Source organism: Arthrobacter sp. MYb224 (assembly GCF_002975455.1).
GTDB lineage: Bacteria > Actinomycetota > Actinomycetes > Actinomycetales > Micrococcaceae > Glutamicibacter.
Map to the genome: position 1 here is coordinate 168,734 of NZ_PCPU01000003.1, position 20,367 is coordinate 189,100.

Annotated in this window: 14 protein-coding genes and 1 pseudogene; 5 read left to right on the top strand and 10 right to left on the bottom strand. The window is 56.1% G+C overall.

Annotated features, from left to right (window positions below):
- Positions 1–33: 33 nt before the first annotated feature.
- Positions 34–1,575, bottom strand: a complete 1,542-nt coding sequence (locus CQ017_RS06805) for an amino acid permease (protein ID WP_308729557.1) — start codon at positions 1,573–1,575, stop codon at positions 34–36.
- Positions 1,576–2,071: 496 nt separating this feature from the next.
- Here CQ017_RS06805 and CQ017_RS06810 point away from each other — a divergent pair, with 496 nt between their 5' ends.
- The 3 genes from CQ017_RS06810 (at position 2,072) to CQ017_RS17855 (ending at position 5,774) form a co-directional block, all read left to right on the top strand.
- Positions 2,072–3,313 (top strand): class I SAM-dependent methyltransferase, encoded by a 1,242-nt coding sequence (locus tag CQ017_RS06810; RefSeq protein ID WP_105553093.1) that lies wholly within the window; start codon positions 2,072–2,074, stop codon positions 3,311–3,313.
- A 157-nt stretch (positions 3,314–3,470) separates the two neighbouring features.
- The gene (locus CQ017_RS06815; RefSeq protein WP_105553094.1) at positions 3,471–4,613 is read left to right on the top strand and encodes a glutamate--cysteine ligase; all 1,143 of its coding nucleotides are present in this window, start codon (positions 3,471–3,473) and stop codon (positions 4,611–4,613) included.
- A 432-nt stretch (positions 4,614–5,045) separates the two neighbouring features.
- Positions 5,046–5,774 (top strand): DUF6308 family protein, encoded by a 729-nt coding sequence (locus CQ017_RS17855; RefSeq protein WP_146112445.1) that lies wholly within the window; start codon positions 5,046–5,048, stop codon positions 5,772–5,774.
- Between the two features lie 231 nt (positions 5,775–6,005).
- Here the strand turns inward: CQ017_RS17855 and CQ017_RS06825 are convergent, their stop codons facing one another.
- From CQ017_RS06825 to CQ017_RS06840, 4 genes are all read right to left on the bottom strand, one after another.
- Positions 6,006–6,818, bottom strand: coding sequence for a GIY-YIG nuclease family protein (locus tag CQ017_RS06825; protein WP_105553096.1), 813 nt, complete (start codon positions 6,816–6,818; stop codon positions 6,006–6,008).
- A 37-nt stretch (positions 6,819–6,855) separates the two neighbouring features.
- Complete coding sequence (locus CQ017_RS06830) at positions 6,856–8,895, bottom strand: ATP-binding protein (protein WP_105553097.1); 2,040 nt, start codon at positions 8,893–8,895, stop codon at positions 6,856–6,858.
- Positions 8,896–9,264: 369 nt separating this feature from the next.
- Positions 9,265–9,939, bottom strand: a complete 675-nt coding sequence (locus tag CQ017_RS06835; protein ID WP_105553098.1) for a FadR/GntR family transcriptional regulator — start codon at positions 9,937–9,939, stop codon at positions 9,265–9,267.
- Positions 9,936–11,207, bottom strand: a complete 1,272-nt coding sequence (locus CQ017_RS06840) for a CynX/NimT family MFS transporter (RefSeq protein ID WP_105553099.1) — start codon at positions 11,205–11,207, stop codon at positions 9,936–9,938. The genes CQ017_RS06835 and CQ017_RS06840 overlap by 4 nt, the downstream gene beginning before the upstream one ends.
- 225 nt (positions 11,208–11,432) lie before the next feature.
- On the opposite strand from CQ017_RS06840, the gene CQ017_RS06845 reads away from it, so the two are divergent.
- On the top strand, positions 11,433–12,602 hold the full coding sequence (locus CQ017_RS06845) for a metallophosphoesterase family protein (RefSeq protein ID WP_105553347.1): 1,170 nt from the start codon (positions 11,433–11,435) through the stop codon (positions 12,600–12,602).
- A gap of 283 nt (positions 12,603–12,885) precedes the next feature.
- Here the strand turns inward: CQ017_RS06845 and CQ017_RS17860 are convergent, their stop codons facing one another.
- On the bottom strand, positions 12,886–13,752 hold the full coding sequence (locus tag CQ017_RS17860; protein ID WP_146112446.1) for a hypothetical protein: 867 nt from the start codon (positions 13,750–13,752) through the stop codon (positions 12,886–12,888).
- A gap of 366 nt (positions 13,753–14,118) precedes the next feature.
- On the opposite strand from CQ017_RS17860, the gene CQ017_RS06855 reads away from it, so the two are divergent.
- Complete coding sequence (locus tag CQ017_RS06855) at positions 14,119–15,705, top strand: exonuclease domain-containing protein (RefSeq protein WP_258133533.1); 1,587 nt, start codon at positions 14,119–14,121, stop codon at positions 15,703–15,705.
- 111 nt (positions 15,706–15,816) lie between these two features.
- Here the strand turns inward: CQ017_RS06855 and CQ017_RS06860 are convergent.
- The 4 genes and pseudogenes from CQ017_RS06860 to CQ017_RS06870 form a co-directional block, all read right to left on the bottom strand.
- Positions 15,817–16,614, bottom strand: a pseudogene (locus CQ017_RS06860) (integrase core domain-containing protein); the annotation flags it as partial.
- Complete coding sequence (locus tag CQ017_RS17865; RefSeq protein ID WP_146112447.1) at positions 16,553–16,954, bottom strand: hypothetical protein; 402 nt, start codon at positions 16,952–16,954, stop codon at positions 16,553–16,555. The gene CQ017_RS17865 and the pseudogene CQ017_RS06860, both read right to left, overlap by 62 nt.
- Before the next feature lie 134 nt (positions 16,955–17,088).
- The gene (locus CQ017_RS06865; RefSeq protein WP_105553101.1) at positions 17,089–19,548 is read right to left on the bottom strand and encodes a DEAD/DEAH box helicase; all 2,460 of its coding nucleotides are present in this window, start codon (positions 19,546–19,548) and stop codon (positions 17,089–17,091) included.
- Positions 19,548–20,345 (bottom strand): hypothetical protein, encoded by a 798-nt coding sequence (locus CQ017_RS06870; RefSeq protein ID WP_105553102.1) that lies wholly within the window; start codon positions 20,343–20,345, stop codon positions 19,548–19,550. The genes CQ017_RS06865 and CQ017_RS06870 overlap by 1 nt, the downstream gene beginning before the upstream one ends.
- Positions 20,346–20,367 lie beyond the last annotated feature (22 nt).

Here is a 20,367-nt window from a genome sequence, read left to right on the forward strand (position 1 = left end):
AGGCCGTGGATTAGCACTCGGTCAAGGCGAGTGCTAACGATTGACCGAGTTCGTCACACTGGTTCGCCCAGAGCGCACTGCGGCCGACTCCTCGATGTCCTCCGGGGCGGAGAGATCCATCTCGGAAAGCTTGACGACCTTGGACTTGGTGACCATCCGGTGCACCAGCCACAGCCCCAGGAACAGCGGCAGCCCGATGTAGGCCGAAAGCACTTCCAGTCCATGCCCGGCCATCACCGCCTGATAGTTCTGCCCGACAATCACCGCGATCAGCATCACGAAGGCCACGATGGGTCCCAGCGGGAACAGCGGCGCGAGATAGGGCAGGTCCTTGACGCTGTAGCCCTGTGCCAGATAGCCCCGGCGGAAGCGGTAATGCGAGATCGCGATTCCCACCCAGACGATGAACCCGCACAGCCCGGAGACGTTCAGCAGCCAGATGTACGCGGCGCCCTGGCCCACCAGCGCGGTCAGGAAGCCGAACAGGCCCACCGCCGAGGTGGCCAGCAAGGCCATGATCGGCACCCCGCGGGAGTTGGTGCGCCCGAAGACCTTGGGCGCCTTGCCGTCATGGGCCATGGAGTAGAGCATGCGGGTCGAGGCGTAGAGCCCCGAGTTTCCCGCGGAGAGGATGGCGGTGAGGATGACCGCGTTCATCGCGGCGGCGGCAAAGGCGATGCCGGCGCGTTCGAAGACCAGGGTGAACGGCGAGGAAGCCACATCGGCTTCGCCGCTGGCCAGCAGGCTGGGATCGGCAAAGGGAATCAGGCAGCCAATGACGAAGATGGCACCGATGTAGAAAAGCATGATGCGCCAGAACACCCGGCGAATGGCCTTGGGCACCTCGCGGCGCGGATCTTTGGCCTCACCGGCGGCCACGCCCACCAGCTCGGTGCCCTGGAAGGAGAACCCGGCGATCATGAAGACCGAGACGATGGACAGCCAGCCGCCGTGGAAGACGTCCTTGCCTTCGCGCCAATTGGCCAGCGGATCCGTTTGCGCGCCGAGCACCCCGAAGATCATCAGGATGCCGGCGGCCAGGAAGGCGACGACGGTGACCACCTTGATCATGGCCAGCCAGAATTCGCCTTCGCCGAAGGCCTTGGAAGACAGGGCGTTCAGCGCGGTGAGCGCCGCCAGGAAGGCCCCGGCCCAGATCCAGCCCGGCACATCTGGAAGCCAGAAGCTCATGACGATGCCGGCGGCGACAAGTTCTGCCGCGACGGTGATGGCCCAGTTGAACCAGTAGTTCCAGCCGATGGCAAAGCCGAAGGAAGGCGAGACGAAACGGGTCGCGAACGTCTGGAAGGAACCGGCCACCGGAATCTTGGCGGTCATCTCCCCCAGCGACTGCATCAGCAGGTAGACCATCAGGCCCACCGCGGCGTAGGCCAGCAGTGCGCCGCCCGGGCCGGCTTGGGCGATGGTGCCGCCGGAGGCTACGAACAGCCCGGTGCCAATCGAGCCGCCAATGGCGATCATCTGCAGGTGGCGGCTGCTCAGCCCGCGTTTGAGCTGGTGCTGGGCCGGATCTGTTCCCGTTGCTGGATTCTCCACTGCGGTGCCACGCTGCACCGCTGCGGGTTGACTCGTGCTCTGCCTAAGTTTGTTCACAGGTGACATACAACACGAGAAGGCGGGGTCGATGCGACGTGCGCCACAGCAGGGACGGGACTAGCGAGCGCCTCCCCCGCTCACCATGGCGGCGCCTTCGAGGCTGCAGGCCCACGCCGCTTCTCCTCATGGGCTGGAGAAGACTAAAGCATGGCCGCTGGCATGGCGGACGAGATGGAAGGTGCCCCATTCAAGACGCATGCTTTGCTTGGCCTTCACATATGTAAGAATTAGCAAAGCTTGCTCTAGCGATCGGCCACCTTCGCCGACCTTTGCACGGACGGGCCCGCAAAAGCCTCGGATTTGAGCGCCTCCCGCTGTATTTCATAGAGCTTGATAGCTCGGAACAAGCCCCATTAATATGACGCGCATTTGTCACATTATGTCCGTAGTACCTCCCCGTAGCCTCGAAACCCCGAACGCCGGGAAGGGTGCCGGATGACGATAGGCTTGTTCCATGGCTCAGGCTTCAAATGATTCAACACTCAACGACCAATTCGCGGCTCTCCTCTCCCCCGAGGGGTGGGCTCTATTGGCGACCGTCGATCCGTCCATGGCGGCAACCAAGGACGCGGCGTGGTCCTTGAACGAAAAACTTCGCAAGGAAGGGCATGACGCCCAGGTGGTGCGTGCGGTGATCTCCCAAGCCGAGCTGCGCTTCCGCGGCCGGGTCAAGTTTGGCCCCTTTGCCGATACCTTGATCTTCACTCCCGCAGGGCTTGAGCAGGCCACCCGCCTGACCATCGCCGGGCTGCACGCCCGCCGCTTCGTTCAGGCCGGCAGCACCCACGTGGCCGACCTGGGCTGCGGCATCGGTGCCGACTCGATCGCCCTGGCCAGCGCCGGATTGCAGGTCACTGCCGTGGAACAGGATGAAACCACCGCCGCGGCTACCACCTTGAACTTGATGCCCTTCGAAAATGCCCGCGTTGTGCACGGCAGCGCCGAAACCGCGGACCTCACCGGCATCGATGGCGTATGGCTGGACCCGGCCCGACGCACCGACGCAACAGGCAGTACCCGCCGACTCTTCGACCCGGAGGCATTCTCCCCTCCCCTGTCCTTCGTGGAGAAGCTCGTGGACTCCGGACTGGACGTCGGAGTGAAGCTCGGCCCGGGCCTGCCGCATGAAGCGATTCCGGCCGGTGCCGAGGCGGTGTGGATATCCGATCACGGCTCGGTAATCGAAGCCGGCTTGTGGTTCGGCAAGCTGAAACGCCCGGACGTGGCCCGCGCGGCCCTGGTCATCGATAAAACCGGTGCTCACGAACTGACCAGCGAGCTCACCGTGGAGCAGGATCCGCTGGCTCCGGTAGGCGAACTCCAAGCACATCTCTATGAACCCGATGGTGCGGTGATTCGTTCGCACCTGATTTCCACATTGCTCGAATCCACCGGCGGACACTTGCTGGATGAGCACATTGCCTACTTCACGCACGCAGAGCAGTTGCAGACCCCATTCGCCCGCGGGTTCAAAGTCTTGGAAGTCCACGACTACAACGTGAAGAAGTTGAAGTCCTGGGTGAAGGCCAACGGCATTGGCAGCTTGGATATCAAAAAGCGCGGAGTGGATGTGCTGCCCGAGGAGCTGCGCCGCATCCTGCTGGCTGGTGCCCCGAAGTCGGCGAAGAAGCACGCAACGCTCATTCTTGCCCGTATCGGCCAGAATCGTGTGGCCGTCGAGGCGGAACCGCACTAATCTATAGTGATGCACCTCCCACCGGATGAATGTCATGGCAGGGGTGACGCAAAACTTACAATAAGAATGGAAGGCCTTCGAATAATTCGATGGTTTAACCGTCTAGTTTTATTCGGCTCCGGAGCCTTCCGTCCGAGACGTCAGCATTAGGAGCGCCGTGCAGAAAATCGAGTTCGCCAAGTCTTCTCAGTCCACCATTGGTGTTGAATGGGAAATCGCCTTGGTCAATCGCGAAAGTGCGGACTTGTGCTCGGTCGCCGAAAAAATCCTTGATCAGCTCAAGGAAGATGCAGGGCTAAGCAGCGAGGATGAGCACCCCACGGTGAAGCCCGAACTGCTGATGAACACAGTTGAGATAGTTACCGGGGTTCACAACACCGTCGCTGAAGCTGCGCAAGAGCTACGCACCAATGTGCGCATGCTCAACGAGGTGGCTGCAAAACACGGTGTGGACTTGTATTCCGCTGGTTCGCATCCCTTTGCCGCCCCGATCTCACAGCCCGTCACCGACAAAGAGCGTTATGCAAACTTGATTGACCGTACCCAATGGTGGGGACGGCAAATGGTCATCTACGGCATTCACGTACACGTAGGACTTGATGACCGCGACAAGGCTCTGCCAATCACCGATGGTCTGATCAACTACCAGCCGCATTTCCAAGCACTCAGCGCCTCCAGCCCATACTGGGGTGGAGAAGACACCGGCTATGCCTCGCAGCGTGCATTAATGTTCCAGCAGCTGCCAACCGCAGGGATTCCTTTCCACTTTGATTCATGGTCGGAATACGAAGCCTACGTGGCCGATATGCTCCACACCGGAGTTATTGATGACATCTCAGAGATTCGCTGGGATGTCCGACCAGTCAATCGTCTCGGCACCGTGGAAATGCGTATCTGTGACGGAATGAGTTCCTTAGAAGATATCTCAGCCATTACTGCCTTGACCCAGTGCTTGGTCCACGACATGTCCATGGCGATTGAGGCCGGATACAAGGTTCCAGTCATGCCTGCATGGTACCGGGTGGAGAACAAGTGGCGGGCCGCCCGTTATGGGCTGGATGCCATAATCATCCTCAACGCCCAGGGCGACGAGATGCTGGTGACTGACCATCTGCGCGCCGAAGTGAAGCGACTGGCCCCGGTCGCCGAGCAGCTCGGATGCCCGGACGAACTGCAGGGCATTGTCCGACTCATCGAGCGCGGCGCAGAATACCAGCTGCAGCGCAATACTTTTGTCGCATCCGGTGGCGATTTCAAGGCTGTGGTGCAGGAGAATGTGGCCCGCATGAAGGCCGTTTAATACAACTAAGTAGTAAAGGTGAAACAGAAATTTAGGTCCGTTAGATTCCGACGATTCGGAATCTAACGGACCTAAATTTGTTTTCCTGCCCACAAGACCGGATTGCTCCGTACTCATGACTGCATACTGCTGAGCTTGTTCGAGAAATCATCATCATTCACGAGGTTCAGCTATTTGCAGCACGTGAACTAGTAGCCTGAGGACATTAACAATGAATGTAATTTGCGCAACGTCGATTTCTACGACAAATACCGCAATTTCTAGGCAATCTGTCCTGAGAGAATATTTCCTGCGAACTAGCTGCCAATAGTTGAGCTCGATCATGCCTAGAAATCAAGCCCTCATACAGGTAACAGCATGACCGGTACTACAAATTAGATCCGTAACCTAGGTGCGAAAATTACTTACGATATTGAAGGACGACCTACGATCTTGCATACCGCACAGTCACTCGGCCACAATGTATGGATTTACATAAAAGGCCAATTGAGCAACCTACAAGCTGATGGCTCTGTAATCCCGTCGGAACGCGCGATCGGATACCTTCGCACCTATCTCACCGGAAGTAACCCGGTAGTTTCTGGGCAATGGCCCGCCATCGGCAGACGCTTCGAGCATCTCGGCACACCCGACGACAGTCCCAACGTAATCACCGCAACCGATCTTGTCGCAGTTTCTTTCCTCTCCGTTAACGTGCCACCACGACCGGCCTGGACCATCCTCACAAAACGCGCGTCAGCCTTGACCGAAGTACTGGGGAGAATCCCATCGCAACTGGCGATAGAGGATCTAGGGTGCACCGCTGAAATGTACCAATCCGAGTCCGCACTACAGGAGCTTTGGAATCTCCTACGACGCGATGAGGAAGGAAGTCTATGGAAAATGGGAGCAACTACCGTCAGCAAACTCATGGCCCGCAAGCGTCCCGCGCTTGTTCCGATTCAGGATAGCGTAGTCATGCGCGAGCTCGGTTCAGCAGACTCCACTTACTGGGTCCAATGGTGGCAGGCGATGCACCTACAGATCGAAGGCCTCGTCGTCGTGACCGAATTCGCCCGTCAGTTGCGCAGTAGCGTACCTGAAGCCAGACACCTCAGTCTGCTGCGCACACTCGATATCGCCATCTGGATGCATGGCAAGAAACGCATTGATTCGGCCTAGCGGATCGTTCAACACAACAATCGAACTACACAGTTCGCGATATACAACCGTCGTTTGCTCTAGTTGGGGTTTTATTCCATCTACAGGGGTTTACCCCGGTAATTGAATAGCTGAACGATGACGATGCCGAGTAACGTAGTCACCAACTCGCATCCAGCCATCCCGATCTCTGCAGGTAATTGATCCATCATTCGTCCAACGTCAGATGACATTTGGTCTTCTAGTATTCCATCAGTTGCGGTTGAGCCCATGTTTGCGCGTACCTAGGGCGAGCTTGAAATGGCTCTCCGCTGTGTCGATCTCCCGCAACGGCGTCGTGGGGTCAAACACACGTAGCAGCGAGAAACGAAAATTTGTCGGTTCGAGGCCGCGCAACTCGACGTTTCCGCCGTGCCCGTTGGTCGCATACGCTTTCCAACGCTGACAGATGTTTTCTGCACCGTCAGCCTTGCCAATGTATTGGCGGCCATCACTTGTGTCGGTAATAAGGTAGACGCCCATCACTGATGAGAGCGCTGTGCGCCACGAAGCGTAGCGGTGCTCCCGCATCACCGCTTGGAGTTGCGAGTGGTCCAGCACAAGCTGGTCGAAGCCTGGGAAAGCAACCGGTCGCGCATCTGCTATCTCTTTGACTGGGTATGTCGCCGCAGTGAGGCCATTTAGCCGCCAAGCTCGCGGCGATCTCCACCCGATCACGAGGCGATTTTTTAGGTCTGCCATCCGTGCCGAAACAACCAAATCAAACTTCCGAAGTACCCCATCATTGGCGATCTCCCCGCGATTCTCCACTATGGACCAAAAGCGTGCCCGATCGCCGCCTTCACGAACGAATACAATCCAGATTGACGGCGGATCCACTGGAAAGACTCGTGTCTTCGCCGACTGTTGGCTTGTATATCTCAAGATTTCCTCGTCCGATGAGTCAGCGTGGATACCCAGCAAACCGGAGCCTTCGTGCTCTCTGACGTGCGCATGCCGTATCACCTGGACCTCAGCTGGGTTGATGCCGGCACTCAGCAAGATCGGTTCGAGCGTCAACGTCATTAATAGCTCCTCATAATTTCGTTGCACCACTACATGGCTAGGTGGGCAATCCAAGCTTGTCGAAAAAGGCCCTGTTCCGCTCAGTTGCCCCGTTGACCAATCCGTCAAAGCTTATGACCTCGATATATGCCTTGGCTGCGTCGTTGAACCCAAAGTATCCGAGTCCGTCGTGCGTCGGTCGCAAATTCGATACTTCACAACGCTCGATCATTTTGTCGGTGAGGTCCGCGATGATGTAGCAGAAGGCCGGAGGCTCGTGCGTCGGAGGAATTAGACGGCCTGTTGCAGTGAGCACCCCACCAGCGCGAATTCGCTTTACGTAGTCGAGGCACTGCTGGATAGGGTTCTTTTCTTCTGTCGCGTCCTTGCGCATCGGCCGTTTAATCTCGACCACCACGATCGACGGCAAAGGGAGCTTGAGTCCTTCCGCTGCGAGCACGGGTGAGCCAGTCAGACGCGTAGCGACAATATCAGGTTCTTTGGCCGAATCGGAGTTTGTGATTGGCATGCTCTTCAAAGTTTTATCTGACGCGAGGTAGTCGTGGAACGCCAGCCTTTCATCGATAATCCACAAATTGGAACCTTCGGAGCTGACCTCGTTAGATTCCGTGCGCATCGGAACAATCAATGAATGAATAGCATCTTCTCGACTGTATTTTCCTTCTTTGTCTGCCCGGATCAGTCGCGAAAGAAGATCCAGCACCGTACGACGCCGTGCCACGTAGGCGGCCATGTCGGACTGATTCATCTCACTAACAGTGTCCAGATACTCTTTAAGTCGAAGCGAGTAGTCTTCAGATGGTTCCGAACCGGTTTCCGCAAAAATCTGTTGTCCTTGCGTTAGTGCTTCAGCTTCGATCTTCTGAAGGTGACGGTGTAATTGAACTTCAAGATCCGAGTCCTTGACCGACGGTTCAACAGTTATTCCACGAGCCTCAATCTTTGCAAGAACGGGTCGATATCGCGGCGCACGGTTGCTCACAAAGTCGTGGATTCGTTGTTTACTTTGCTCACGAGAGTCTTTGAGCGGATGCTCCAGGATCCTCGCGACTTCTTGAAGAACGTGATCACGGATGTCGTCCAAGGAAGGCTCATCCACGAGTAGTTCGCCGGCGATATGGTCGCTGATATCGAATGCCGTCCGATCCGAACGGACATGATTGTCAAGAAACGCAGATGTCAGGTAGCAGGCGTAAACGAACTCACCAGATTCTTGACCGTTGAGCTTGCCGTGGAGTCCAGGCAACTTTCCGCTCAGGTTCTCCTCGACGACGACGCGACTCGCCGCGCACCAATGCAGGCGTGGCACTGAGTTCCGTGTTGACGTCCTAAGACGCAGGCTCAGCATGTCGAATTTATGGCCTTTGACCTCGATCGTCGTCGTCGACATTTCCGAGGCTACGAACTCGTCCATCAAGTCAGACAATAAGATCGATTCGTCTTCGTCCGAGATCGTCACGATGGGAGCCCCGCCCGGCCTAAGGAAGTACCAGATGCAATGCTCGAGCACCTCTCGAGCGATGGCTTCTATGCCCTTTGGAGCGTGCTGCTGAAATGACCGCTTAAATCCGCGGAGGCTTACAGCGGTCCCCGTTTGTGTGCGACTCGCCGAGTCGACTTCATGCTCGACCTCTCCCTCGACAGAGAAATTAAAGTTGCGCCCTGTGAGCCGACCTTCCTCGTCCGTGTAAGTACTTTGAACTGATATCTTGTCGAAGGCCTTGAGCCAGAGCAGCCTACCGACGCCCCGACAACCAAGGCTAGCTTTGTAATCGCTGTCCAACGTCTCGAAAGATTTCATATTCTGCGAAGTGAATCCAACACCGTCGTCTTCCACGGAGAAGCCGACGATCGGTTCCAGCAGAGAGCGCCCCAGTCCCCCTTGTCCCAGGTCGAACTCAGGCTGCGCATTGCGATGCACGCTCACACTAATTCGGCCGCGATAGTCCGAGTTTCCGTTCTGCGCATCGATCGCCTGGATACTGTTCACGATCGCCTCAAGCAAGGGCAGAAGTGCGTGGCTCTTAGGCAAGCTGGTGTTGCGAACACGGCCGGCCAGTGAAGTTGTCAATGCCATGATCCATCCCTTCATTTCGTACAAGTCGAGCCTACCAATATGCGCCGACAGGTTCGGCTCAAGAACAAGCAGGGAGCGGCATAGGCATCAGGCTCAAATCCGGAGTTTCTGTCTCGGCATCTATTGATCGCCAATTTAATCGATCACAAGACACCACTGCACCGACTGATCGCAAAAACCAATTTGAGAGCGCCCCGTTGTCTGACACGCCCACGGTTGCTCTGCCTGTAAGGACGGAAAACCTCACTCATTCCCCATTGAATTTCCTTCTCACGAAAGCCCGACGGCTCATGGCCGAAGTGTACGGTCCTGAAAAAATCCATTCAGGCAAGTGGCAAAGTGCAGCTTCGGGGCCGCGCGGTAAAAAAACTACGGCATCCAGCTCATGCAGTAATCGAGGTTCGCAACGACTGTCCGAGCTGCCGCTTCGTCGTCGGCGGCTTCGATGGCATCCACCAGGGACTCGTGCCCCTCGCGAAGGCAACCGTCGAAACCGTCAGCTAGTCGTTGGGCCATCTTGGTACCGTAGAAGACAGCGCCGAAGCTCTCGTAAATCTCATGCAGCAGCGGAACTCCGGATGCACGCGCCATTTCAAGGTGGAACTGCCAGTCAGCCTGCGACCATGCTAGGTAGTCCTGTTCCTGCCAGGCATCGCTTCGCTGACGCAGCAGGGTACGCAAGCGCTGGATCACCTGCGCATCAGAGGATTTCGCAGCGAGCCGTGCGGCCTGGGTATCCAAAGCAAAACGCACCTGCAGCACATCCTGATCGGAGTGTTCCCGGTAGACGCGTTGCGCGGTTCCGCTGATTTCACTGGTGGCCCGCACATAGGTGCCGTCTCCCCTGCGCACCTCGAACATGCCCGTGCGCGCCAGGGCTTTAATTGCTTCGCGCAGCGTACCGCGCGAAACACCCAGTTCGGCGATCAGCTCCGGTTCCGCCGGAATGCGATCCCCCACCGCCCAGCGTCCTTGCGTTACTGCATCGCTCAACCGGGCAACGACCTCATCGGCCAGCGGCGGGCGCATTGGCATGTTACTCATGATTTCTCCACTTCGGCTGAACCGTCAACTTCAACCAACTGCCGGGAATCGGCCTCGGTGCGCAGGCCTCCGAGCTTGAAGCAGAACACCAGCTGAACCACCGCGAAGACCAGCACGATTGCCAGTCCCAAGGTCCAGGATCCCAAGGCGCCTTGCATCAGACCAAGTGCAAACGGGCCAAGGGCCGCAATCAAGTAGCCTACCGACTGGGCCACCGTCGACAGGGCCGTGGTTTCTTCCGCGCTTCCGCCACTGCGGCTGAGCATAAGCATCACCAGCGGGAAAACGCCGAATCCCAGTCCGATGAGGATCGAGCTGATCAAGGACAATTCAACGGGCAGAACCAGCAGGGCCAGAAAGCCGAGTACCGAGCAGCTCGTGGTCAGCAAGAAAGCGCTGCGCAGCCAACCCGGCTTTGAAGCCATCCACAGCATAATCAAGACTGCAGGGATGCTCACTCCCTGCACGATTCCGAGCATCAACCCGGCGGCCGCCGGCTCCAGCCCGCGGGAGATGAGAATGTGCGGCAACCAGCTGACCACCGTGTAGACCAGCAGCGACTGGATTCCGAAGACCGTGGTGAACAACAAACCCTTGCCCGTGGCCAGCAGCGGCCAAGGTGAGACATGCGCGCCCGCAGCGGGCTTCGTGCGGTTTCCCGAGAAAGACAAGGGCACAAATGCCAGCAGTGCCAAGCTGGCCGGCATTACCCAAAATGCCAAGGCGGTAGTGGGCGATCCGACTTGCATCGCCAGAGGGATGCTGACCGCGGAGGCGAAGGTCGCGCCGATTGACATGGTTGTCGTATACGCGGCGGTCATCGAGGCCGAACGGTGCCCGTGATGTTCGCGGATGAAGGAAGGCATGGCCACATTGCAAATAGCCAGTCCGCTCATGCCCACCACTGTGCCTGCCAGTAGCGCCCAAGTAGAGTCGACAACTCGCAGGGCCAAGCCAGCCGTGAGCAGCAGCAAGGAAAGGGCAATGCCCAGTTCAAGGCCGGTACGGCGAATCACCAAGCTGGTCGCGGCACCAGCCACCGCGAAGCACAGCACTGGAATTGTGGGCAGCAGCGAGGCGATAAAGGTGCCATAGCCCAGCGTTGCCTGCAGTTCGTGAAAGAGCGGCGAGGCGGAGGAAATACCCATTCGCAAATTCAACCCGACGAGGATTACCGCGGCGACGGCAAGGGCACCGACCACCCAGGGGGACTTCCTAGCTTGCGGGGCATCGGGCAGGACGGACTGTTCAGATGAGTTGGCGATCACGTTTAAACATTAGACGTTTGATGTTTAGGAGCAAAATTAGGTAATCTGATCCACCTTCGTGCAGGCGGCATCCTGTCTATGCATGTTCGGTGATTTTATTTATATGCAATGCCGGCGGGCGACTCCTAAATTTCATCGTCCGGTCACCAGCCATCATTACGATCTAGTGGTTATCGGCCCACCAAATGAAGGTCGGGCCACCTAGTGCATCTGAAAGGAACTTCGGTGAGCAATTCTTCATCTGTCCCACGTCGCGGAGTATTGATCGGCAGCACCGCTGCAGCAATTACCGGACTGCTTGCTGCTAGCAGCACAGCGGCGACCGCAGCCCCGGCCAAGAAATCTCCAGCGGCAACCCCGAAGCTTAAGTTCGCCGCAGACGGCAAGTTCAAGATTGTTCAGTTCAACGACACCCAGGATGGCCCGCGCACCGATCGCCGCACTCTGGAGCTGATGGACAAGGTGCTGGATGCCGAAAAGCCGGGCTTCGCGCTCATCAACGGCGATGTCATCAATGGATCGCCGAAAACTGCCACCGAGGTCAAGCAGGCTATCAACAACGTTGTGCAGCCAATGGAATCCAGGGGCATCCCTTGGGCACTGACCTTTGGCAACCATGACGAGGACTCGATGCCCAACGGCACCAATATGACGGATGCCAAAATCGTAGACTTCATCCGCAGCTACAAGTTCAACGCCAACTCCAAGAATGACAAGATCCAGGGCGAATCGAACACCCAGCTACTGATCGCCTCTTCCAAGAACGCCAAACCCGCCTTCGGCATCTGGCTGCTTGACTCGAACCGCTACGCGCCTAAGACCATTGGCGGACAGGACTTCGAAGGGCTCATGTCCTACGACTGGATCCGCCCAGAGCAGATCGCCTGGTACCGCGAAGCCTCCAAGGCCACCGAAGCACGCTATGGCAATGTCCAGTCCTTGATGTTCTTCCATATCCCACTATGGGAACACCACCACATGTGGTATGGCTCCCAGTTCACTTCGAATGATGCCGACCATGAGAAAGCCGTGGCCAAGCACTCCATCGAAGGAGTCAAGAACGAAGGAATCTACGTGGGCGCTTTCAACTCCGGCATGTTCTCTGCCTTGCAGGAGCGCGGCGACGTTCGTGGCGTGTACTGCGGCCACGACCACATCAATACCTTCAAGGGCGACTACTACGGCATCGAGCTGGGCTACGCCCCAGGCACCGGCTTCGGTACCTACGGCCTGGGCGGAACTGAGAACCACGAGCTTCGTGGTGCCCGCGTCTTCGAGCTGGATGAGAACAAAGACGGGGTCTACACCGGAACTCGTACGGTATTCGCCAAGGACCTAGGAATCGACATGAGTGCGAAGGCGCAACCGCTCGATGAGCCACTGCCGATGCCGTAGCCATCACCGCTTGCTGCGCGCTGAACCATCAGCGTGCAGCATTGCTCATAGAATCGAACTTCGAGGAGTTCCAAGGTGTCTTGAAATTGGACTGGTTCGCGTTCTGCGAAACATGAGGCTAACTGTCACCGATGTCTCGATATATGAATTCTTGCCGAGGTGTTGATACAGAACTGTTACTGATGTATCTAGAGGTCACGTTTTTAATTGGTTTCTGGATCAAGCACCAGCCGTGAACAAGTTGCCGCGTCAAAATAAGTAGTGTCAAGCGCAGCCCCGAAGCTTATTTATGACCTCTGCCGAGGGTCGGCAGACCGCCTGAAACAATTTTGACGTATGGCACCCGATCCGCGTCGGTCTTTGCTTTAGCAGGATGATGCTCCTTGCTGCGCTGAGCTTCCTTCACTTCATATCGTTCCAGCGGGGTTCCCTCAGCCGCCCATTGATTAGCGCCATAGGTCTGGCGGAGCCGCGCTTCGAAGGTCGAAGATGTGGTGAGTTTTGGCTCAAGCCCCTTCACCGGGATTTGGTACCGCAGTTTCTCGAAGTCAGCACCGGTCAAGTACTCCATGCCGTCTTTAGACTGCGGCTCGATGCTGAGCTCATCGCAGAGTGCGAGGAGCTCGCTTTCTGAGATCTCAAGCTGTGATTCAGCCACCGCCAGTCGAACTTTGTCATCCGGCTTCCGATACTTCTTGTGAACCGTTTTCATTGCCTGGTTCTTCACAGCCTGCAGCCCCGCATCCTGCGGCGCCGCATTGTGAGTAACTTGCTTCGGCATTGGGCTCACTACCAGCGCCAGGTGCCGAGTCGCAGGTAGTGCACTTGCGGGTAATGGCAACCCGTTGACCTTACGGATCTCGACGGTCGCTGGCGCCAATTTTCGGCTGCGATTAGCCTTTACCCTGGCAGGAGCTGGTTTCGGTGTTTTCGGGGCGGCAGATCGCGCTGCACGCGATTGCTTCCCGCGCTCATGGCGCTCAATTCTTGCCTTCGCCTTGGCCAGCCGCCGCTTTTCATCAGCTGATGGCTCGATAGCTTGTGGAGCGAACCTCTTGACGTCAAGCGCCTTCTCGCGAGGTGCCTGCTTGCTGGCCAGCGCTGAGAGCTTGGCAAAAGCTTCGGCGTCAAGATGTCCACGTAGATTCAAAGCAAGCTCCCCCAAAAAGTTAACGTCCCTAGTCGAGCCAGAGTTGGTTCTGAGGTTGAATCTATCGCTCTTCCTCGATCGTAAGCTACTTTGTCTCTAACTTTGACGCTCGCTGGAAACATCGGCGTCTGGCTATCTCTTTCGTTTGGCACCTTTCGGCGACTTAGCCGGCGATGGTTTCTTTTTCTTGAGAATCTGAGCAGCCATCAGCCTCGATCGACCATTGTTATTCGATGATTTGTTAGTCCTTAACGCTGGCGCTACCCGGGTTCTTGCGCCATATGGTCGCTTAGTTCTGCAATACTCATAAACAATCAAAAAGCACGCCAAGAACGCGTCAACGTCAACCGGGGGCTAGTGATAATAGTGTTGGACTTTACTGCGATTGACTTCGAAACCGCTAATTCCTTCCGCGGATCTCCATGTGCGGTTGGGCTCATCCGCGTACGCGATGGAGAAATCACCGAGCAATGCCACTGGCTTATTCGTCCTCCAGAAGCGGCGGACTGGTTCGATCCTTGGAACATCAAGATTCATGGGATCACCCCCGAAATGGTCGCCGAAGCTCCGCGGTGGAAAGAAGTATTGCCTCATATCGTGGGCTTCGTTGGGACAGACACGCTGGTGGCCCATAACGCAGCTTTCGATACCGGAGTGATCCGCTACGCTTGTGCAGCTGACGGCATTCAATGGCCAGCGTTCGATTTCCTTTGCACACTGGTAGCGGCACGCAAAGCACTGGCACTTCCCTCCTACCGACTGCCCTATGTCGCGGTTTCTTTAGGTTTCTCATTAGAGAACCACCACGACGCCCACGCCGATGCATCAGCGGTGGTGAAGATCGTCAACAAATTAGCACAACGAGAAAACGCCACGGATTTGCAGGACTTAGCGCAAAAAATAGGTGTCTGTCTCGGAACCATGAGCCTGGGAAAATATTCAGGCAGTGTGGCGCAAGGTTCTTCATCGCGTGGATTCACGCCTGTTTCAGTAAATGCAGATGCAGACCCGGCGGGGTACCTCTTCGGGCGTGTCGTCGTCTTTACCGGAACGCTACAGTCGATGACGCGCGATACGGCGCGTCAAGAATGCGCTCGGGTTGGTGCCATTCCTGAAGAGAACACGACCAAGCGAACCAACGTTTTGGTTGTGGGTGATATTGATCCTTCAGTTTTACGTCCTGGTTCAAATCTCACCGGTAAAACACGCAAAGCGTTTGAACTTCAAGACAAGGGACAGCAAATCGAGGTCATGACCGAGGACGACTTCCTCCGCTGCCTCGGAGGGACGCAGCTCGATGGCGTAGAGATTATCCTTGCATCCCAACAAGAAACATGTTCATCCACAACTTCCCTAATTACTACGGTAACGGATCTCAGAACTTCAGACTCCTTAAGATCAAAGAGCGATCAGCCTGTAGTCCCAAAGCCGCCAAAACCGTTAAGACGGACACCCATTCCTACCGAACAGAAATGCTCGATTACTACATGCGACGCCACGGCGGCTTTCAAAACGCGGACCAACCCCACATGGTGCGCTGAACACATTGTCGCTATCCAATTTCAAGGCGGACTACGGGCACTCGAAGAATTTACTCATCCCAATGATTGGCAACTAACTGAATGCTTGGATTGCCATGTACAAGCCCACTACCGCTTCAATTACACACTGGAAAAGAACGGAGAAAACGAACCGACTTGCCGCGCCTGCTATTGGCGTCAGTGGGCAGATAGAAACCGCCTCGAACAAGGAAGCTGGGCAGAGATCACCCCAGTTCCATTCCTCGATGCTAAATCGATCAGCGAAGATCACGGGTACACCTATCTAGGTCCCCTGACCGAGCCTTCACTCGCGGATGATCCTCATCAGGTGAAGTGCAATCATTGCGGAAAGATTAGCGCTGAAAGACTAAGTGATATCGCATTCGGTTGCACATGCACCCCTCGTGTCTAACAATTTCGAAGGTACCTGCCGTGAAGACGGTTCGCAAAGATGAGCAGTGCGCACTAATGCGCCTGTCGCATAGTCCCACTGGTTAGGTCCCGTTGAGCAGTCCCGCGACAATGCGATAACTAACCGATTCTCTCCAACCCATTCATCCCAAACCGGGACGGCGTCAACCCATCCAAGGAACCATGGGCCCGTTCTTGATTGCAAATGTCTTTCCCTTCATCAGCCAAATACTTCGCCTCCACCAAAGTATCCATAATTTCTCCGGAGAGCTGTTCAAGCCTGAATTGGGCGTTAAACGACTCAATAAAACCGTTCTGCCAGGGCGAACCCAAATCGATAAACGCAGTGCGCACCCCGACCGTGTTGCACCAATCCACCAGCGCGCCGGCCGTGAATTCAGGTTCCTGGTCGCACCGCACGAACGCCGGATGGATCCCGGTTTCAGCAAAGATGCCCTTCTGAGGCCGCTTCCAGGTCCTGAGCCTTGAAAGACCGGCGGTCAATGATCGCCAGCGTAGCCCTCGTGTACTCATCGATGACAGTAAAGAACCAGATATGCCGGCCGCAAGAAGTCACATCCGAATGAAAACCGAAGCTGAGCAGGTGCGTCGGATACTCGGCGGTCAAACGCTTCTGGTCCCCGGTCCCAGGACCGGTGCGGCGCTTCTTTCGACGTCTAGGCTTGCAGACCAGGGCTTCCTCTCACCTCTGACGTCGAACGCGCTTGTTGTTGAAGAAGGTGCTTCTCCATCGATCGGTGCTTAGCAGGTGCCAACGGGCCTTGCGCCAGTCCCACGTCGGATGCTTGGACGCATCGGCCCGCAGGTCTGCTCGAGCCTGCGCTTCGTCAAAGTTCATCGGTGGTTTTTTCTTGCGCAGTGCAGACCGGTTCTGGCCCAAAACTTGGCAGCGAAGCGTTCAGGAGAACTTGACGTCTCGATACGATGGGGCTGGACCTTCCCACGGCGCCAGATCCGGGCCGACTAGTGGGGTTTTCCCCGCTCCGTCGGCGGCTTCCCATCGCTGGCAGGGTGACGGTGGCCAGGGCAAGCTCGTCAACTTCCGGCGACATTCCGGGTCGTTGGACATCGTCCAGTCCTTCGGCGCCGAGCAACTCGTAGCGCCGGACAGTGGGATCGCTGAAGCTGGTGATCTCCCCGATCTGGACATCTGGCAGGCAATCGATTGCCAGCAACACCGTGCGCGCCCGCGAGGTGACCGACGCGATTAAGGTTTTTCCGCAGGTCATTGATTCATGGATTTACCGGCCCCGTCACGCAGTGAAAGGATTTTGCGTAGTTGGCCATGGATCCCATTCCATGGTTACCCGAACCAGATTAAAATAACGATTGGCTACACTAGTATCCCTGTCCGATCAATGGACTACCTCTGCGTTCCGATCAGGCTTCGAACCTCAAACATAAGGATGTCATTGACACCTACCCCTTCCATAGCCGCGATCAAGTCGGGTGCGATCTCGATGGTATTCGCGTCCTGGTCAACACTGACATAAAGCCTAAATGACTCGGATACTAGGCGAGCGAGTTCAAAGGACATCCCGTTACGCAATAAGCAGATGACGAACCTATCGCTTGTGCCGTACTTGATCTTTAGATAGAAGTCTTCCTCAACCAGCTTTAGTGCGAATAATATCTCCAAATACTTCGTTAGCGTGTAGTCGAGGAAGTCCATCTCAGCTTTGATTCTGACAATTGCCAGATTCACTAGTGCGGATCGGTTCTTCGTGGATCGACGTACATAAGCGGGGGCATGTTCGACAGGCGAGCTTTTCACGTCGCCCCACTTCGAACCCACGAAGATCAATTCCCCGTCCTGCCGTCTCCAGTAGTATAGATACCTGCCAATCATGAGCTTCAGTGGAGCCCCCTCTGCTCGCCAGGACAGGAACATACTGTAGAAGTTCCGGGCCGCCGAAACATCATGAAGGCGAACGAGATCGTCGGTACCTTGATTTAGTTCAACGCCGTGTAGGAATACGTCTCTTATGAGTGCGATCAACTCGTCGGAGTTGGTCGCTAAGATTCCCTCGTGTTCGTCGACCCTATCTTGCATCAGCCGCTCATAGCGGAACACATCGAAATCGTGTACGCCATGCAGAAAACAAAGTCTACCCACTTCCGTAAGCGCAAGTCGCACCTCGTCAAGTCCTGAGGCACCACGCTCAATATTCTCCAAACGCTCAAGCGCTTCAATGCGCGGCTGTTCTGCCGGTCCCGCCTCGAGTAGTGGATTCTCCACAGGATCAGAAGCGGGCTTAGCGGGATCGGCCACGTCACTCAACCAGTTGACTGGGTTCCAGCTCGCGGGTGCATAAGAACTCTTGATGACATAGACCTTCGGAAGAAGGAGGGATAGACGTGGGCGCTGACTCGAGAATATTTGACTAAATCGCGCGACGCGCCCGACTAGGTTGCGGAATGAGGATCGTGCGAGGTAGCCGCGACCCTTGCCTGGCGTCATTAATACCATCGTGTCCGCAGGGGTGTTAACCCCCTCCAGGAGCGTTGAGGTAGTGACGAGGTAACGGCGCTGCGCTGTATGATCTTCACGAAAAAGATTCTCAACGTACTGACGCAGCACGTCCGGTATCTGGCCATGATGAAATAGAACACCACTTCGGATCACATCGATGAGTACATAATCCGCATCGATTAGATCGGCTATCGCCGTGATCGCCCTCTCGGCGAGGGGAGATAGCTCGGCATTGCCAACCTCCGCCGACAGGCGCACAGCCATATCCTGTGCATCGCGAGGTTTATTGAGGTATACGATGGTGCGCTCGCCCGCGAGGCTCACAACAGCCGCAGCGTCATCGTCTGGGAGAGTTTCGGCCGTCTCAAATGTCCGGCCAAGGAACTGATCGAAGGCACGAATGGGTCCGCCAACTTCAGCTGCATGGAACTGCTCAACTTTGACTTGTTCGTTGACGGTCCGAGCCTGCACATCGTCGTCCTTGCCGTTGACGTGGCGGAGACTTTCGGGATTCTCAAGGAACGGGGTGTAATAGGCGATGTGCAAGTCTTTATTGCGCTGATGAGTGATAAGAATCACCTGTGATAGCTCGAGTGATCGCGCATCGTCCGTGAGAATATTTTGGGCCTCATCCACGAGCAGATGATCAATGCGGAGCTCCGGGTTATCCACGAACAGGCGATGAAGTCGTTCCTGAGTTAGCACGGCAACGAACGAAGCCTCACTGCTGTATGCCTCTGGATGGGTAATCACCCGCGTTGACATGCCGCGTTGATTCATCACCCGCATAAGTTCGGCTTTTGTCTGAGCGATAAGTGCTTTCGAAGGCACGATAATACACACCGCTCCGGGTAGGGAAGTGAGTGCTCGGCCTATTAGCATCTCGGACTTGCCGTATGAAGTGGGCGCGATGATCGCGGCACGTTGATGTGAGCTATTGAAAGACTGCAATGCGAGTTGCTCTCGCGTCCAAGTCACTTGGCCATGCCCTACGAAGTTCATGCCATGGGCGGCACTCAGTACTGTCTGCAGAGAATCTTCGTAGAACGCGTCCGGATGAGCGGCTCGAATCGCCGCTATGACCGGCATGATCTCGCGGGTGTCCGCGATATCAATCAACGGCTCGAAGTCTGAGGTGTCGATCGAGTATTGCAGCACAATACGGTAGCCAAGCTTTTCTACTGTTGCATCGCCTAGGTGCATGAAGACGACGGCGAACGATAGAAGCTCTTGGTATTCCTCGCCAGTTAGTGCCTGCGCGAGAACAAGTTTCTCGTAGAGTTCGAAGAAGCGCGAACCCTCCAGATTCTGCGGGTGTCTCAACTTCCGGACAGTCAGATCCACGGCCATCAGACGGCCTCCTTAAGTGATTCACGAAGTACCGAAACTAGGTCTTCAAGATCAGACTGCTGGATGAGCAGAAGGCGCAGTTCATCGAAGCGTCCGCGCCCAGTGACGCTCTCAATAAGTTGTTCACCTGTGTCAGCGTTGATTTCATTGAGGCTGAAGGGGTGCATGACCACTGCGCACAGCAGTGCCTTAACCTTCACGGTGGAGCCCTTATTTATTGTCATGAAGTCGGTGCGCAAAAGCTTCTTCACACTGGAAGCGTCACTTGTCTGTAAGGCAGCATCAGCATCAAAAATCGCGGCGTCCCAGCGTTTCTTGCGAACGTCGGACGTAAACATCTTATGGAGGCCGTTCTCGGCAGTGTTTATCAGTTCTCGGACTTTGCTATCGGCAGTCTGGGAATTATTGACCCGACCGGATTTCACTTCGCCGTACCAGAGACCACCGTCATGATGATCGCGGAACGTCAGATCGAAACCTTTCTTGACGTTGCGTTCTTCCTTATTGAGGTAGACACAGGCGCTCACGAGTCGATCATGGCCATAAGGCAGCAGGAGATGGACGATCAGTTCACCGGCGAGGCCAAGCTGCGCTTCGTCGGCTTTCGAGTCGTACAACTTGAAGAATTCGTCGACAGTGAGGTCGAACGAGTAGTAGTCCGGGTCTTCGCCGGCTTGGACTCGACCGTAGCAGTAGTCCATGAGTCGTGATCTCAGCGTTTGTTTGATTTCGTCTGTAACGCTCTCAAGAACCAGGATACTCGCGTCGGCGACTGTAACGACCCTTAAACCATCCATGAAGGATCCTCCGAGCTCATCA

Excerpts from the sequence above, each read along its gene's own strand:
- CQ017_RS06810 (WP_105553093.1), top strand. The coding sequence starts at position 2,072 with ATGGCTCAGGCTTCAAATGATTCAACACTCAACGACCAATTCGCGGCT.
- CQ017_RS06825 (WP_105553096.1), bottom strand. The coding sequence starts at position 6,818 with ATGACGTTGACGCTCGAACCGATCTTGCTGAGTGCCGGCATCAACCCA.
- CQ017_RS06830 (WP_105553097.1), bottom strand. The coding sequence starts at position 8,895 with ATGGCATTGACAACTTCACTGGCCGGCCGTGTTCGCAACACCAGCTTG.
- CQ017_RS06835 (WP_105553098.1), bottom strand. The coding sequence starts at position 9,939 with ATGAGTAACATGCCAATGCGCCCGCCGCTGGCCGATGAGGTCGTTGCC.
- CQ017_RS17865 (WP_146112447.1), bottom strand. The coding sequence starts at position 16,954 with ATGACCTGCGGAAAAACCTTAATCGCGTCGGTCACCTCGCGGGCGCGC.
- CQ017_RS06865 (WP_105553101.1), bottom strand. The coding sequence starts at position 19,548 with ATGGCCGTGGATCTGACTGTCCGGAAGTTGAGACACCCGCAGAATCTG.
- CQ017_RS06870 (WP_105553102.1), bottom strand. The coding sequence starts at position 20,345 with ATGGATGGTTTAAGGGTCGTTACAGTCGCCGACGCGAGTATCCTGGTT.